Annotated in this window: 17 protein-coding genes and 4 tRNA genes; 20 read left to right on the top strand and 1 reads right to left on the bottom strand. The window is 52.9% G+C overall.

The window, feature by feature from the left end; all coding sequences use genetic code 11:
• Positions 1–10 precede the first annotated feature (10 nt).
• The 6 genes from pepP (at position 11) to ACN0R1_RS09970 (ending at position 6776) form a co-directional block, all read left to right on the top strand.
• The gene (pepP, locus tag ACN0R1_RS09995; protein WP_417582374.1) at positions 11–1339 is read left to right on the top strand and encodes a Xaa-Pro aminopeptidase; all 1329 of its coding nucleotides are present in this window, start codon (positions 11–13) and stop codon (positions 1337–1339) included.
• Positions 1336–2586 carry a 2-octaprenyl-6-methoxyphenyl hydroxylase gene (gene ubiH / locus ACN0R1_RS09990; RefSeq protein WP_417582372.1) on the top strand — a complete coding sequence of 417 codons (1251 nt, stop codon included), beginning with the start codon at positions 1336–1338 and terminating at the stop codon, positions 2584–2586. The genes pepP and ubiH overlap by 4 nt, the downstream gene beginning before the upstream one ends.
• Positions 2587–2597: 11 nt before the next feature.
• Complete coding sequence (locus ACN0R1_RS09985; protein WP_417582370.1) at positions 2598–3872, top strand: UbiH/UbiF/VisC/COQ6 family ubiquinone biosynthesis hydroxylase; 1275 nt, start codon at positions 2598–2600, stop codon at positions 3870–3872.
• A gap of 118 nt (positions 3873–3990) precedes the next feature.
• Positions 3991–5097 carry a glycine cleavage system aminomethyltransferase GcvT gene (gene gcvT, locus ACN0R1_RS09980; RefSeq protein ID WP_417582368.1) on the top strand — a complete coding sequence of 369 codons (1107 nt, stop codon included), beginning with the start codon at positions 3991–3993 and terminating at the stop codon, positions 5095–5097.
• 15 nt (positions 5098–5112) lie between these two features.
• Entirely contained in the window at positions 5113–5505 is a 393-nt protein-coding gene (gcvH, locus tag ACN0R1_RS09975; RefSeq protein ID WP_417582366.1) for a glycine cleavage system protein GcvH, read from the top strand.
• Positions 5506–5579: 74 nt separating this feature from the next.
• Positions 5580–6776 (top strand): class I SAM-dependent rRNA methyltransferase, encoded by a 1197-nt coding sequence (locus ACN0R1_RS09970; RefSeq protein ID WP_417582364.1) that lies wholly within the window; start codon positions 5580–5582, stop codon positions 6774–6776.
• Here ACN0R1_RS09970 and ACN0R1_RS09965 read toward each other — a convergent pair whose 3' ends face one another.
• Positions 6777–7430, bottom strand: a complete 654-nt coding sequence (locus ACN0R1_RS09965; protein ID WP_417582362.1) for an HAD family hydrolase — start codon at positions 7428–7430, stop codon at positions 6777–6779. It abuts the gene before it with no gap.
• Between the two features lie 147 nt (positions 7431–7577).
• Between ACN0R1_RS09965 and ACN0R1_RS09960 the strand changes: the two genes are divergently transcribed.
• The 14 genes from ACN0R1_RS09960 to ACN0R1_RS09895 all read left to right on the top strand — a co-directional run.
• Positions 7578–8060 carry an RNA pyrophosphohydrolase gene (locus ACN0R1_RS09960; protein WP_417582360.1) on the top strand — a complete coding sequence of 161 codons (483 nt, stop codon included), beginning with the start codon at positions 7578–7580 and terminating at the stop codon, positions 8058–8060.
• A gap of 40 nt (positions 8061–8100) precedes the next feature.
• On the top strand, positions 8101–10404 hold the full coding sequence (ptsP, locus tag ACN0R1_RS09955; protein ID WP_417582554.1) for a phosphoenolpyruvate--protein phosphotransferase: 2304 nt from the start codon (positions 8101–8103) through the stop codon (positions 10402–10404).
• 9 nt (positions 10405–10413) lie between these two features.
• Positions 10414–11211, top strand: coding sequence for a sulfite exporter TauE/SafE family protein (locus tag ACN0R1_RS09950; RefSeq protein ID WP_417582358.1), 798 nt, complete (start codon positions 10414–10416; stop codon positions 11209–11211).
• Positions 11212–11221: 10 nt separating this feature from the next.
• The gene (gene lgt / locus ACN0R1_RS09945) at positions 11222–12007 is read left to right on the top strand and encodes a prolipoprotein diacylglyceryl transferase (protein WP_417582356.1); all 786 of its coding nucleotides are present in this window, start codon (positions 11222–11224) and stop codon (positions 12005–12007) included.
• A gap of 46 nt (positions 12008–12053) precedes the next feature.
• Entirely contained in the window at positions 12054–12896 is an 843-nt protein-coding gene (locus ACN0R1_RS09940) for a thymidylate synthase (RefSeq protein WP_417582354.1), read from the top strand.
• A gap of 8 nt (positions 12897–12904) precedes the next feature.
• The gene (locus tag ACN0R1_RS09935; RefSeq protein WP_417582352.1) at positions 12905–13429 is read left to right on the top strand and encodes a dihydrofolate reductase; all 525 of its coding nucleotides are present in this window, start codon (positions 12905–12907) and stop codon (positions 13427–13429) included.
• On the top strand, positions 13426–14394 hold the full coding sequence (gene birA, locus ACN0R1_RS09930) for a bifunctional biotin--[acetyl-CoA-carboxylase] ligase/biotin operon repressor BirA (protein WP_417582350.1): 969 nt from the start codon (positions 13426–13428) through the stop codon (positions 14392–14394). The genes ACN0R1_RS09935 and birA overlap by 4 nt, the downstream gene beginning before the upstream one ends.
• Entirely contained in the window at positions 14391–15119 is a 729-nt protein-coding gene (locus ACN0R1_RS09925; RefSeq protein WP_417582348.1) for a type III pantothenate kinase, read from the top strand. The genes birA and ACN0R1_RS09925 overlap by 4 nt, the downstream gene beginning before the upstream one ends.
• Positions 15119–15292, top strand: a complete 174-nt coding sequence (locus ACN0R1_RS09920; RefSeq protein WP_417582346.1) for a hypothetical protein — start codon at positions 15119–15121, stop codon at positions 15290–15292. Before ACN0R1_RS09925 ends, ACN0R1_RS09920 begins: the two co-directional genes overlap by 1 nt.
• 87 nt (positions 15293–15379) lie before the next feature.
• A tRNA-Thr gene (locus tag ACN0R1_RS09915) sits at positions 15380–15455 on the top strand.
• 20 nt (positions 15456–15475) lie between these two features.
• Positions 15476–15559 (top strand) — tRNA-Tyr (locus ACN0R1_RS09910).
• 20 nt (positions 15560–15579) lie between these two features.
• Positions 15580–15654: transfer RNA gene (locus ACN0R1_RS09905), tRNA-Gly, on the top strand.
• 6 nt (positions 15655–15660) lie between these two features.
• Positions 15661–15735 (top strand) — tRNA-Thr (locus ACN0R1_RS09900).
• An 88-nt stretch (positions 15736–15823) separates the two neighbouring features.
• A partial coding sequence (locus ACN0R1_RS09895) for a GTP-binding protein (protein WP_417582552.1) occupies positions 15824–15954 on the top strand: 131 nt, incomplete at its 3' end.

Below are 15954 nucleotides of genomic sequence, written 5' to 3'. Positions count from 1 at the left end.
TAAGTAGGTAATGATGAAGATTTCGATGGATCAGTTCAGTCAACGACGTAAGCAGTTATTACAGCAGTTGCCGGAGAATAGTATTGCGTTGGTTCCTGCGGCCAGCTTGAAAATTCGTAATCGAGATGCTGAGTATGCTTTTCGGCAGGATAGTGACTTTTATTACCTGACTGGATTTAATGAGCCGGATGCCTTGTTGGTATTGATACCCGGTGCCGCTGATGGTGAGTCGATTTTGTTTTGCCCTCCGCGCGATGCGACTATGGAGGTTTGGACCGGCTATCGTGCGGGCCCTGAAGGCTGCGTAAATGATTTCGGCATGGATCGGGCCTTTAATCTCGATCAACTGGATGCGCAGATGCCAACACTGATTAATGGTAAGGCCATGCTGTGTTATGCCCAGGGAAGTCACGCCGGACTGGATGCGAAAGTCACCAGTTGGTTGAATACCTTGCGGGCGAAAGTCAGGCTGGGGTTCAGCTTGCCGGAGCAAACCCTGCTGTTGGATAAATACCTGCATGAGTTACGCTTGTTTAAGTCGGAAGCGGAGCTGCAGGTTATGCAGTTGGCAGCAGAATTGTCGGCTCAGGCGCATTGCCGGGCCATGCAGCTGTGTCAGCCTGGGATGATGGAATATCAGCTGGAAGCGATCATTCAGCAGCATTGTGCTATGGCGGGTGCACGTTTTCAGGCCTATTCCCCAATCGTGGGTGGTGGTGTCAATGCCTGTATTCTGCATTATATTGATAATAATGCGCGGCTAAAAGATGGCGATTTGGTATTAATCGATGCCGGTTGTGAGCTGGATAATTATGCCAGTGATATCACCAGGACCTTTCCGATCAATGGCCGCTTCACTGAAGCACAGAAAGCCCTCTATCAGTTGGTGTTGGATACGCAAGAAGCCTGTATCGAAGCTATCCGGCCAGGTCTGCCCTGGGGTGATATTCACGATCTATCAGTGAGGATGCTGACTCAAGGTCTGTTGCAACTGGGCTTGCTGCAAGGGGATCTTGACACCTTGATTAAAGCAGAAGCTTATAAGCCCTTTTATATGCATCGTATTGGCCATTGGCTGGGCATGGATGTACACGATGTCGGGCGTTATAAAGACGCTGGTGCCTGGCGGCCATTACAGCCAGGTATGGTCATGACAGTTGAGCCGGGGTTGTATATTGCCCCTGATAATGAGCAGGTAGATCCCTGCTGGCGCGGCATAGGTATACGTATTGAAGATGACGTGGTGGTGACTGAAACCGGGCATCAGGTGTTGACGGCTGGAGTGCCTAAGACAGTAGCTGATATCGAGGCGCTGATGCGCCGCGGAGACAGTGAATGAAAAAACATTATGATCTGGTGATTGCGGGCGGCGGCATGGTGGGAGCGAGTTTGGCTTGCGCCTTGCTGCCGGTTGCACAAGCGTTACAACTGAAAATTGCCCTGGTAGAGCTGCAACCCTTGCCTGCGCCGGAAGAAAACAGCTTTCAGCCCAGTTATGATGCACGTTCCACCGCTTTGGCTTATGGTGCGCGTTCGTTTTATCAAGCCACCGGGGTGTGGTCACGTTTGCTAGAACACCTGACTCCCATTGAACATATTCATGTATCTGATCGTGGCCGCTTCGGTGCTACCCGACTGCATGCCGCTGATGAACAGGTGCCGGCCTTGGGTTATGTAGTTGAAAATCACTGGCTGGGTCAGGTGTTACTGGATAATATTCGCCAGGATCGTTCTGGCTGCCTGGATTTTATTTGTCCGGCTGAGATTGAATCCTTCACACCGGGTGAGGGTTGTAGCCTTTTGAGTGTGAAGACTCCGGACGCCCAGTTACAGTTGCAGGCTGAGCTTGCAGTAATTGCTGATGGCGGTCGTTCAGGCTTGCGCGAGGCGTTGGGAATCTCCTGTGAGGAACGCCGCTATGGTCAGCATGCCCTGGTTGCCAATGTCAGCCTCGACCGCCCCCACCAGCAGGTGGCTTATGAGCGTTTTACCGACTCGGGTCCTATGGCGTTGTTGCCGGGTGAAACTCTGGATGGCGAATTTCGCTGTGGCCTGGTATGGACGCTGCCAGATGAGGCGGTAGCCGAGGTGTTAGCACTGGATGATGCGGCTTTTTTACAGCAGTTGCAGCAGGTGTTTGGCTACCGTGCCGGTCGTTTTATGCGAGTTGGTGAGCGCTACAGCTACCCGCTTAAGCTGACCCTGGCACAGGAGCAGGTGCGTGCGGGTCTGGTGGTATTGGGTAATGCCGCGCATGCCATGCATCCCATTGCGGGTCAGGGGTATAACCTGGCTTTGCGAGGCGTTACGGATCTGGCAGAAAATCTGATTGCCTCTCGGCAGATGGGCAGGTCTCTGGGTGATCTGGCACGTTTGCAAGCCTATGAGCAGCAACGCAAGGCGGATCAATTGCGCACCATAGGTTTCAGCGATAAAACTATGCGATTGTTCTCTAACGCGAATCCAGTTTTAAGTCTGGGGCGCTCATTAGGATTGCAAATGCTTGATGTTTGTCCGTTGGGTAAAACCCTGTTTGCCCGCGCCGCGATGGGGCTGAACTCGCCGGCTTTGCAGTTACCCCGATAGAGGAATTTTGAATGCAACAGCCTGAAAGTAATTGTTTCGATCTGGTGGTCAATGGGGCAGGTATGGTCGGGGCCGCCTTGGCCTGCCTGCTGGCAAAGTCGGGTATGCGGGTGCTGGTGCTCGAACCGCGTAAAGAAACCCCGCAGCAGTTGCTTGAAGCACTGCCTGAGCTACAGGCGCAGGGCTATGACGCCCGCGTCAGTGCGCTGACACTGGCTTCCCAGGCGTTATTGACCCACATCGGCGCCTGGCCGACCCTGACAGCGACCAGGGCAGCGGCTTACCAGGGGATGGAAGTCTGGGATGGTCTGGGAAGCGGGCATATTCATTTCAGTGCTGCTGAGCTGCATGAGCCCTACCTGGGACATATTGTAGAGAATCGGGTCACGCTGGCGGCGCTTTATCAGTGCTTATTACGGCAGCCTGGTATCGAAGTACGTAATGCTGTGCAGATGACTGCACTATCGGCGCCAGATGCACAGGGTGGACGCTGGCTGGCCCTGACCGAAGGCGAGCCGATTTATGCTCCTGTGTTGATCGGCGCTGACGGTGCTGAATCACCTACACGGCAGTTGGCCGGCATTCCGGCAACGGCTTGGGATTATGGTCATCATGCTCTGGTGACTACGGTGACTACCGAGCATACACACCAGTGGCAGTGTTGGCAGCGTTTTACTGAGGATGGTCCGCTGGCTTTTCTACCCTTGGCGTCAGCAACGGCTGACCGTGCTTCTATTGTCTGGTCGACATCACCTGCACATGCCCGTGCATTGCTGGCAATGGACGATCAGGCCTTTTGTGAAGCGCTTAGTCGGGCGTCTGATACGCGCCTGGGACGCGTGCTGACGGCCGATCCTCGGCAGGCGATTAATCTGCGTCAGCGGCATGCACATAGCTATGTTGTACCGGGTGTAGTGTTGGCTGGTGATGCCGCACATACCATTCACCCCTTGGCTGGACAGGGCGTCAATCTGGGTTTTCTGGATGTGGCGGCGCTGGTTGAAGTGTTAACGGATGCCCATGTACAAGGAGAACTACTGGGGAGTCTGAGCGTATTACGTCGCTATCAACGCTTGCGGCGCAGCGATAATCTGCGCATGTCAGCCACCATGGAGATGTTTCGCCGTTTATTTGGTGAGCGGCCTGCACCGGTGCGCTTGTTGCGCAGCAGTGGTATGAATCTGGTTAATCACTTGTCTCCATTGAAGAATCATCTGGCGATGATGGCGATGGGCTTGCACTCGGACCTGCCTCGTTTGGCTCAGCGTGATAATTCCGCGGCCTAAAGGGTCAGACAGGCATTGAACTGATCAGAGTTTGTCGCTACATTAGGTTCCCTTTTTTTGCATTCAGGCGTTTGTGTCACCGTTTCGCCTGCTAAATGTTGTATAGATGAGCTTTCCAATGGGCAATAAAACCGTTCTTTATAATCAACACCTCGCCATGGGCGCCAAAATCGTCGACTTTGGTGGTTGGGATATGCCCCTGCACTACGGCTCCCAGGTTGAAGAACACCATCGGGTGCGCCGTGAATCCGGTATGTTTGATGTTTCGCACATGACCGTGGTGGATATCACCGGTTCTGATGCACGGGACTATCTGCGTCGCCTGCTGACAAATGATGTCGCGCGGCTGAAGCACAAGGGTAAAGCCCTTTACTCCGCCATGCTGAATGAGCAGGGTGGTGTGGTCGATGATCTGATCGTGTATTTGATGACTGATCCAGGCGTGTCCGGTGAGTGGTTTCGGGTTGTGGTCAACTGCGGAACACGGGAAAAAGATCTGCGCTGGATGTCTGATCAGGTGATGAAGATGGATGTGGCACTGACCGAGCAGCCGGACCTGGCGATGATTGCTATTCAGGGGCCACAGGCGTTATCTCGGGTTAAGGCGGTTGTCAGTGAATTCCGCGGCAAACTGATAGATGCCCTGAAGGTGTTCCAGGGGCAGGAGTCGGAAGGCTGGTTTATCGCCCGTACCGGCTATACCGGAGAGGATGGTCTAGAGATTATGCTGCCAGAGGAAGAAGCTGAGGCCTTCTGGCAAATCTTGGCTGAGGCAGGTGTGTTTCCTTGTGGACTGGGCGCACGTGATACCCTGCGCCTTGAAGCGGGTATGAACCTGTATGGCCAGGATATGGATGAAAGCGTCAGTCCGCTGGTGTCTAATATGGGTTGGGTTGTTGCCTGGGAGCCTCAGGATCGTTGGTTCGTTGGTCGGGATCCCTTGGCTGTCGAGCTGGCAGCCGGCCCGTCCAGTCAACTTGTTGGCCTGGCCCTGGAAGAGGGTAAGGGTGTATTACGTAATGGTCAGTCGGTGATAACGGCTGGTGACGCTGAAGGCCGTATAACCAGCGGTGGTTTTTCACCCACGCTGGGCTATGCTGTAGCTTTAGCAAGGATACCCGTGGCTGCATCCGGCGAAGCTGAGGTGGAGATGCGAGGAAAGCGGGTCAAAGTGCGCGTCGTTAAGCCGCCCTTTGTCCGTCAGGGTCAAAAAGTCTATTCCTGAAACAGGTAGGAAAACATGAGCAATATCCCAAACGAACTTAGCTACGTTGCCAGTCATGAATGGATCCGCGATGAAGGTGATGGCACTGTCACCATCGGCATTACGGATCACGCCCAGGATTTACTCGGTGATGTGGTTTTTGTTGAACTGCCCGAAGTGGGTGATCAGGTTTCAGCCGGTGATGATATCGGCGTCGTCGAGTCGGTCAAGGCCGCATCGGATGTCTACGCACCACTCACAGGCGAAGTAATTGCCGTGAACGAGGATCTTGAAGATGCTCCGGAACTGGTTAATGGCGACCCTTATGGTGATGGCTGGTTTATACGCCTGCGACTGACTGATGCTGAAGAGCTTACAGACTTGTTGGATGCCGATGGCTATGCTGAGCACTGTGAAGCGGAAAGCTGAGTTGTCGTAACGCTTTTCGCCCACCTGGATCCCCGGCAACAGCCGGGGTCTTTATTATTGGATAAGTGATTTTAATGAACTTTCAGTCAGTGACCCTGAATGCCGGATCTGAGCGTCGTCTCAAGGCCGGACATCTGTGGATATACAGCAATGAAATTGACACAGCTCAGTCGCCGCTGAAAAACTATGTGGCAGGCGAACAGGTGGTGGTTCAGGATGCCAAGGGTAAAGCGTTGGGCATCGCTTACCTGAATCCAGCCAACCTGATCTGTGGCCGTTTGGTCAGTCGGGATGTGCGTTATCCACTGGATCGTTCACTGTTAGTACATCGCTTTAAGGTAGCTCTTGGGCTACGTGAAATGCACTTCTCTCAGCCGTGTTACCGCCTGGTGTATGGCGAATCGGATGGCTTGCCCGGCTTGGTTATCGACCGGTTTTTTGACATTTTCGTGGTGCAGATATCGACCGCCGGTATGGAAGCTGTACGTGATGAAATAGTCGATGCGATGAACAAGGTGTTTCAGCCTCAGGCTATCCTGTTCCGCAATGATGGCAAAATGCGGGCGATGGAGGGGCTGGATAGCTATGTTGAAGTACTGCAAGGCGAGGTGCCGGAGTTCGCTCACCTGGTTGAGAATGGCGTCAGTCTGGTAGCACCTGTGTTGGATGGGCAGAAAACCGGGTGGTTTTATGATCACCGTGATAACCGTGCGCGGATGATGCAGCTGGCCAAAGGCAAGCGCGTGCTCGATCTGTTCAGCTATGTCGGTGGTTGGGGTGCCCAAGCGCTGGCCGCGGGTGCCGCTGAAGTCGTTTGTGTCGATGCGTCTCAGACAGCATTGGATGTGGCGGCAGAAAATGCACGTCTCAATCAGGGCGAAATGCGCTTCAAGGGCTTGCGTGGTGATGCGTTTGATATCTGCAAGGCGCTGATTGCCGAGGGCGAGCGATTCGATATTGTCATTACTGACCCGCCAGCCTTCATTCAGCGACGCAAGGATATTCGCAACGGTGAAAGAGCCTATTCCCGGATCAATAACTTTGCCATGCGTCTGCTGGGTCGAGATGGGGTGTTAATCGCTGGTTCCTGTTCCATGCATCTGACGCGTGAAAGTCTGGTGGATATCCTGCGGGGTAACACCCGTGAGCTGGATCGTTCCGCTCAGCTGTTTATCCAGGGCCATCAGGGGGCGGATCATCCGATCCACCCAGCCATTCCGGAAACTGAGTATTTGAAGGCCTGTTTTTTGCGCGTATTGCCCGCGAGCTGATCAGCGTAGATCCAGCACTGGCCAGTTGCGCTCTTGGGCAACGGCCAGTAGCGTTTCATCCGGGTTAACAGCAACGGGATGATCTACTGCTTCAAGTAAGGGCAGATCATTGCAGGAGTCGCTGTAAAAATAACTGTCTTGCAGTGCATGACCGGTTTGCTCTAGCCAGGCTTGCAGGCGCAACACCTTGCCTTCTCGGAAGCAGGGTGTACCGGCCACGTGGCCGGTATAGTCGCCATTGACTTCTTCAGGGTCGGTTGCCAGCAGATCATCAACCTGCAGTCGTTTGGCAATCGGGGCGGTGATAAAGCTATTGGTTGCGGTGATGATCAGCAAAAAATCACCGGCCTGGCGGTGTTTTTCCAGTAGTGCCTGCGCAGCAGGTAGCATCATCGGTTCAATGCACTCTTGCATGAAACGCGCATGCAGTTGCTTTAGCCGTTCGCGAGGAAAACGTGTTAGCGGCTGTAATGCAAAGCCAAGAAACTCTTCAATATCCAGCGTGCCTTGCTGGTAATGCTGATAAAAGCGGTCATTGGCTTCACGGTATAGGTCGCGGTCAACCAGCCCCTCATTGCAAAGGAACTCGCCCCAGGCATGATCACTGTCGCCATTTAACAGGGTGTTATCCAAATCAAAAATCGCCAGTCTCACGCCAATACTCCTGTGTAACCTGAATGAAAGCGTGATAGCTTAATCTGAAGCCCGTTGTGGATGCAATCAGTCGAAACTGGCTATTTGCCCGAGCGTCTAACTGTGGAACAATAAAAGCCAACAGAATGATGAGTCGGGTAGTAGATTGTGATTGATGCAGAGGGGTTTCGGCCAAATGTCGGTATCATTCTGGTGAACTCGTTGGGGCAGGTACTCTGGGCAAGGCGCGTTGGGCAGGATGCCTGGCAATTTCCCCAAGGTGGTATCCAGCAGGATGAATCACCCGAACAGGCAATGTACCGGGAATTAGAAGAAGAAATAGGCTTGCAAGCAGCCGATGTGGAGCTTTTGGCAGTCACACGTGGATGGTTGAAGTATCGCTTGCCACGACGCATGATAAGGCGTCATTCGCTACCCATGTGTGTAGGGCAGAAGCAAAAATGGTATTTGTTGCGTATGCTGAGTCATGATAGTGCGGTGAAGATTGACCAGACAGAAAAGCCAGAGTTCGATGGTTGGCAGTGGGTGAGCTACTGGTATCCTTTGGGGCAGGTTGTTTCGTTCAAGCGCGAAGTGTATCGCAAAGCAATGAAAGAATTATCACCTAAACTGTCAAAAGTATTGCAGTAGCGGTTAAAGCAGACCCAATCAGGTAGATTAACGTATGAGCATTCTTAAGGTGTTGCGACAGATAGTACAGGATGTCAGTACGGCACCTGATTTGAATGCTGTGCTGGCAATTACCGTCGGGCGAGTACAGAAAGCGATGAAAACCGAGGTGTGCTCGGTATTTTTGTTCAACCAGGAGAGTCGTCGCTATGTGTTGCGTGCAACCAAGGGTCTAAATGCCGCCGCCGTTGATGAGGTGAGTCTGGCAATGGATGAAGGCATTGTTGGTTTGGTTGCCAAGCGTGCTGAGCCTATTAATCTGGAAGATGCCTCAAGCCATCCAGCGTTTCACTATCTGGATGTAACCGGTGAAGAGCATTTTCATGCTTTTCTGGGTGTGCCGATCATGCATCAGCGCAAGGTGCTGGGTGTATTGGTGGTGCAGCAGCAGGAGTGCCGACGCTTCGATGAGAGTGAAGAAGCCTTTCTGGTAACCCTATCAGCACAGTTGGCAGGCATTATTGCGCACGCTTATGCTACTGGCGCCATTCAGGCAGCGGGAGAAAAGGGTGAGGTCAGTCGGTTGCGCTCTGATTTGCGCTACGATGGGGTGGCGGCGGCTGGTGGTGTGGTGATCGGCGAAATAGTGGTCGCTTCACTGCCATCCGATCTGGACAGTGTGCCGGATAAGCAGTCCGAGGACGTGGCACTGGAGCTGGCGCAGCTGGAGCAAGCACTGATTGCTGTGCGCCACGAGATAGGTTTAGTAGCGGAAAATCTAGCCGGACGGCTCAGCAAGGATGAGCGCGCACTCTTCGATGTCTATCTGCGGATGCTGGATGATAATGGTCTGCCACTGGAGATGCGGGCCAAAATCGAACAGGGAAGCTGGGCACAGGGCGCCTTGCGTGAAGTGATTTTGGAGCACGTACGTGCGTTTTCGGCGATGGATGATCCCTATCTGAGCGAACGTGCCACCGATATTAAAGACCTGGGTAAGCGGATCTTACAGCACCTGCAAGAAGACAATAATGGCCGTCATCTGGATTATCCAGAGAACGCTGTTCTTCTGGCTGATGAGCTGACTCCGGCGATGCTTGGGCTGGTGCCGGAAGGTAAGCTGTCCGGGCTGATTTCAATTACGGGTTCTGGTAACTCGCATGCGGCCATTCTGGCGCGTTCGATGGGTATCCCCACAGTCATGGGGGTGGTGGATCTGCCTTACCGTCGCTTGAATGGTGCCGCCGTGATTGTAGATGGCTACAGTGGTCGGGTGTATATCAACCCATCGATTGAGCTGGTTCAAGCCTTCAGTCGGATAGTGATTGATGAAAAGGTAGTCACAGATGAGCTGCGGGTATTGCGGGATTTGCCAGCAATCACCAAAGATGGCTATCGATTACCACTCTGGGTTAATACCGGTCTTGCTGCGGATGTACCGCGCTCACTGGAGCAGGGAGCTGAGGGCATCGGTCTTTATCGTACTGAAATTCCGTTTATGATCCGTGATTCCTTTCCCAGTGAGCAGGATCAGTTGGAAAGTTACCGCACTCAACTGCAGGCCTTTGCCCCCCTTCCGGTGACTATGCGTACTCTGGATATCGGCGGCGATAAAGCCCTGCCGTATTTTCCGATTAAAGAGGAAAACCCATCCTTGGGTTGGCGAGGTATTCGGGTCACGCTGGATCACCCAGAAATTTTTATGGTGCAGGTCCGGGCGATGCTGAGAGCTTCTGAGGGGCTGGATAATCTGCGAATCATGCTGCCTATGGTGACCAGTGTGAGTGAGGTGGAAGAGGCGCTGCGCCAGATTGATCGGGCCTGTGAAGAGTTACGTGAAGAAGGCTACCATATCAAGAAGCCGCCGGTCGGGGTGATGATTGAAGTGCCAGCCGCCGTGTATCAGACCCGTCGGTTTGCCCGATTAGTAGATTTCATTTCGGTCGGTTCTAATGATCTGACTCAGTACTTGTTGGCTGTGGATCGCAATAATCCTCGGGTCGCCGGGCTGTATGCCTCCTACCACCCAGCCGTGTTGAAGGCGCTTGATTTTATCGTCAATGAAGCCCATAAGGAGCGTAAACATGTGTCTATTTGTGGTGAAATAGCCGCGGATCCGGGTGGCGCGCTGCTGTTGATGGCAATGGGATACGATGTGTTGTCCGTCAACGCCAATAACCTACCCAAAATCAAGTTTGCTATTCGCAGTGTCAGTTTTGCCCGTGCGCGTCAATTGCTGCTGTCTGTACGCTCGTTGCATGATGCTGAAGAGATACACCAAGAATTGCGTCAATCGTTGAAAGCATTTGGTTTGGCGCGCCTGACGCGGCCAACGATGCCAGACCAGAAAATTCCTCCCTGCTAAGGATATTACATGTTGATGACCTTGATCCTGTACTTGGTGCTGGGGGCCTTTGCTGGCCTGGCGGCAGGCTTGTTTGGTATCGGCGGTGGCTTGTTGATAGTGCCGGTGTTGGTGTTCAGCTTTGAGCTCCAGGGTGAGTCGGCTGCGGTGTTGACGCATATGGCGGTTGCCACGTCACTGGCTACGATTTGTATTACATCGCTAAGTTCCATACGCGCGCATCAGAAGCGAGGCGCTGTCGCCTGGCATCTGTTCAAACCGCTGGCTGTCGGGATTCTTGTCGGCGCGGTGATCGGTGTGAATACCGCGGTGATGCTGCCGGGACATCTGTTACAGATAGCGCTGGGTGTTTTTGTGATCCTGGTTGCCGCACAGATGGCCTTTAACCTCCAGCCACCCCAGGGATCAGATGCACCGGGCAAAAAAGAGTTGGTTTTGTCAGGGGGAGTGATTGGCTGGGCATCCTCTATCTTCGGGATAGGAGGGGGTACGTTAACCGTCCCTTACCTGAGTTGGCGGCGCCAGGAGATGCGGGTGGCAGTGGCCACTTCGGCTGCTTGTGGGCTTCCGATTGCACTAATGGGGTCTGTTACTAATATCTGGGTTGGTTGGGATCACCCTGAGCTGCCAGCCTGGAGCCTGGGCTATGTGTACTTGCCAGCATTTGCCGGGATCATCATTAGCAGTACCCCCTTTGCCAGGTTAGGGGCTCGCCTGGCGCACAGTCTGCCTCAGGCTGTATTGAAAAAATGTTTTGCGGTGTTCCTGCTATTGGTAGGCCTGCGGTTTCTTTTAAGTAATTTATAACGGTTATTTTATGTGGATGCATTCGATAAACCCCATTGCGCTGGACGTGGGCCCAGTACAGATTCATTGGTATGGTGTGATGTATATCCTAGGTTTTGCGGCGGCCTGGTGGTTAGGTCATCGTCGCGCTGCAAAGCCAGGCTCAGGTTGGACTGAACAGCAGGTAGCTGATCTAACTTATTGGGGTGCTGTGAGTGTGGTATTGGGAGGGCGGGCCGGTTACGTGCTCTTCTACAATTTCGACTATTTTTTGACCGATCCCCTGTGGCTCTTTGCCATCTGGGAAGGTGGAATGTCATTTCATGGTGGGCTGATCGGTGTAATTATAACCTTGGTGGTTTTTTCACGCCGTTATCAGAAGAGCTTGTTTGAGATGGGTGACTTCGTGGCTCCGTTGATACCAATAGGGCTGGGTTTCGGTCGTTTAGGTAATTTTATTGGCGGCGAGCTCTGGGGACGCGCCACGGATCAGAGCTGGGGAGTGATCTTTCCTGCAGCGGGTGATGGCCTGGCCCGTCATCCGTCGCAGCTTTATCAGATGCTTCTGGAAGGGGTGGTGCTGTTTGCTGTCCTTTGGTGGTTTTCTTCCAAGCCACGGCCACGTATGGCCGTTTCTGGTTTGTTTCTAATGCTGTATGCCAGCTTTCGTATACTGGTGGAGTTTGTGCGTGAGCCTGATGCACAACTGGGTTTTGTTGCGTTCAACTGGTTGACCATGGGGCAGATTCTGTCCTTGCCTATGTTGCTGGCGGGTGCGGTGCTGTTCATGTGTGCCTATAAAGGCGTTAAGCGTTAGAATAACCCCTAGTTGATAATTTCAGAGTGAAAAAGGTGATCGGCTGATGCAGCAATACCTCGATCTTATGCAGGATATCGTCGATAACGGTGTGGATAAAGGGGATAGAACCGGAACCGGGACACGCTCGGTCTTCGGGCGACAGATGCGTTTCGATCTGCAGCAAGGATTTCCCCTGCTGACGACAAAAAAAGTGCATTTGAAGTCAATTATTTATGAGTTGCTATGGTTTCTTTCCGGTAATACCAACAATAACTGGTTGTCAGAACGCGGTGTGAGCATTTGGAATGAGTGGGCGCTAGAGGATGGCGATCTCGGCCCAGTCTATGGCAAGCAGTGGCGTTCCTGGGCTTGTCCGAATGGCAGTAGTGTGGATCAGATCAGCAATTTGGTGGAGATGATTCGGACTAAACCTAACTCGCGGCGCTTGATTGTCAGTGGCTGGAACCCGGCAGATTTGCCGGACGAGTCCCTGAGTCCGCAAGAAAATGTGCGCCAGGGAAAGGCGGCCTTGCCACCTTGTCATACGCTATTTCAGTTCTATGTGGCCAAAGGACGGCTGAGTTGTCAGCTGTATCAGCGTAGTGCGGATTATTTTTTAGGGGTGCCGTTTAATATCGCCTCGTATTCGCTGCTGACGATGATGTTGGCACAGCAGTGTGATCTGGAAGCCGGAGAGTTTGTACTGACCTTTGGCGATGTGCATCTTTACAGTAATCATCTTAATGATCCAGCGATCGTCGCCGAGCAGTTATCGCGCACACCGGGACCCTTGCCAGAGATGCGAATTCTGCGTCGCCCTGATTCCCTGTTTGATTACCGCTATGACGATTTCCAGTTGGAAGGGTACCAGCCTCAGCCAGGTATACGGGCGCCGATAGCGATTTAAGGAGAATTATGCTGTTATCAATTATCGTGGCTCAATCACAAAATCGGGTGATTGGTGTTAATAACAAGCTACCCTGGTACCTGCCGGAAGATCTCAAGTACTTCAAGCGGATTACTCAGGGCAAACCGATTATCATGGGCCGCAAAACCTATGAATCTATCGGCCGACCATTACCTGGCCGTACCAATATTGTCATTACCCGCGACAGTGCTTACCAAGTACCAGGTATTAAGGTTGTGCATACGCTGGAGCAGGCTTTGGAGCTGGCTGAACAGCAGTCTCTGGTTGATGGCTCTGAAGAGGCCTTGGTAATCGGCGGATCGGAAATTTACGCGCTAACGCTGCCACAAGCCGATCGCTTGTATCTGACTCAGGTGCATGCACAGATAGACGGTGATGCCTTTTTTCCGGAGTTAGATAAACATCAGTGGCAGGAAATGCTGCGCCAGGATTTCAGTGCCGATGGCCCGAATCCCTATGATTATAGTTTTATCGTTTACCAGCGTGCTGACAGAGCTGAGGATGCGCAGTGACCAGACATAGCCTACTGACTTTACTGGCTGACGGTGCCTTTCATTCGGGTCGTGAACTGGGAGAGGCCTTGCAAATCAGTCGCACGGCTGTGTGGAAGCAGGTTAAATTGCTTGAGGCGATGGGGCTTGAGGTTTTCAGTATCCGTGGGCGGGGTTACCGCATTCCGGGTGGGGTTGATCTAATTGAGTTGGACAGACTGAACAGTCTGCTGGGATCTACTTCATCGATTCAGCTAGATGAAATAGACCTGCGTCTTAGTACTGGTTCAACCAATGAGTTGGCGCTGGAAGGTTTGCGTCGGGGTGTCCATCGTGCATTGTATGTGGCCGAGCAACAGACTGCTGGTCGTGGACGCCGAGGGCGTCAGTGGATCAGCCCCTTGGCTTCTGGGCTGTATTTCTCCTTGGCGTGGCGTTTTCGCTGTGGTGTGACGGCGCTTGAAGGCCTAAGTCTTGCTGTAGGTCTGGCGTTGAAGCGGGCGTTGGATCAGGCGGGTTATCGTGATGTGGGCGTAAAATGGCCTAATGACCTGTTGGTTGGTGGTAAAAAACTGGCCGGGGTGTTGATTGAAGTGACTGGTGATACTGCAATTGAGTCACAGCTGGTCATTGGCATAGGACTGAATACCGGGTTAAGAGAGGCTGAAGCAGATGCTATTGATCAGCAGTGGTCTGATCTGCATCAGCAAGGTCTGACAATGGATCGTACTGAATTACTGGTTTCCTTGTTGGTTGAGTTGATCCCAGTGCTGCAGGAATTTGAGCGCGATGGGTTCAAGGTCTTTCGTGAGGAATGGCTCGCGGCTGATATTTTTCGCAATAAGCCGGTACGGGTACAGACCGGTGCTGAAGCGTATATAACCGGCATTGCGGCGGGTGTGAATGAAACGGGTGCCTTGCTGTTGCAGACTGAACGGGAGTTGCGAATCCTCCACGGTGGTGAGGTTAGCCTGAGGCCTGTATGAAGCAGCTTGAAATAGACGCCGGAAATACTTTTGTAAAGTGGCGTTTGCGTAGTGATCATCAGGTTGTGCAGCAAGGGCGGCTACAGACTTCACAGGTACGCGATGGTAGTGCGGTGATTCCCTCTGGCTGGAAATTTGCGGAGCACGCGTGGGCGGCATCTGTGGCCGGTGATGCGGTGAATGGCTGGCTAAATGCCGTGTTGGCTGACTTGGGCGTCCGTGTCAGTTTTGCACAGGTATCAGCGCACCGATACGGGTTGAAAAACGCCTATGAAAATCCGCAGCAAATGGGTGTGGACCGCTGGGTGGCCATGTTGGCTGCATGGCAGCAGACTCGTCAGGGTGTTTGTGTTGTGGATGCAGGTAGTGCTGTGACCGTAGATTTTGTTGATGCACAGGGCCAGCATCTGGGAGGGTATATCCTGCCCGGGCTGCGGCTGCTTCAGGAAAGTCTGCTGGGTTCTACGGCCGGAGTGCGCTGGTCAAAGTTACCGGATGACTATTCGTTACAGCCTGGCCACTCAACGGCGGCTTGTGTGTACAATGGTGGGCATTATCTGCTGGCTGCATTGCTGCAGCGAGTAAAGGTTGATTGCGAGGGTTATGGTATTGATCATGTCATCCTGACAGGGGGCGACGCGGTTGAGTTGTATCGCCACAGCCCTATCGGTCAGTTGCAGGAATCCCTGGTATTGGATGGCCTGCAATGGTTGGGAGAAAGCTGATGTGGCGATGGGTGATGGTGATGCTGTTTTTGGTTAATGCGCTGGTATTTTTCTGGTATGCACAGCAGTATCCTGGATTGGTGCGCCCCTCTTTGCCGCCCTTACCTAGTCAGAATGCGCTGCAACAGGTTGACGACGTATCTGAAGCTGAGCGGGCATTGCCGACTCAGTAATAATCGTTAAAAAAACTAAAAAATTAAAAAACAGGGCTTGCATCGGCCATTAGCTATCAGTAAGATACGCACCACTTCGACGGTTACGCCGGTATAGCTCAGTTGGTAGAGCAACTGACTTGTAATCAGTAGGTCCGGGGTTCGACTCCTCGTGCCGGCACCAGTTGAGATCGCGAAGTGTGTGGTGGGGTTCCCGAGTGGCCAAAGGGATCAGACTGTAAATCTGACGCGAGAGCTTCGGTGGTTCGAATCCACCTCCCACCACCATCCTCAATCAGCTGACTTCGGCGGGTATGGTATAGTGGCTATTACCTCAGCCTTCCAAGCTGAAGAGGCGGGTTCGATTCCCGCTACCCGCTCCAGTTTTTGCTCATGTAGCTCAGGGGTAGAGCACACCCTTGGTAAGGGTGAGGTCGGCGGTTCAATTCCGCCCATGAGCTCCATGTATTTATGAAGGGTAGATATAGCGATATGTCTGCCCTTTGTTGTATTTAACGACCTGTGGTCAACCTGAAAGATTGGGAACTCAATATGGCTAAGAAAGCTTTTGAACGTAACAAGCCGCACGTCAACGTAGGAACCATTGGCCACGTTGACCACGGTAAAACAACCCTGACAGCGGCGCTGACACGCGTCTGTGCAGAGGTATATGGTGGTACTGC

Source organism: Nitrincola sp. (assembly GCF_048264025.1).
GTDB lineage: Bacteria > Pseudomonadota > Gammaproteobacteria > Pseudomonadales > Balneatricaceae > Nitrincola.
This window is presented reverse-complemented; position numbering and strand designations above follow the sequence as displayed.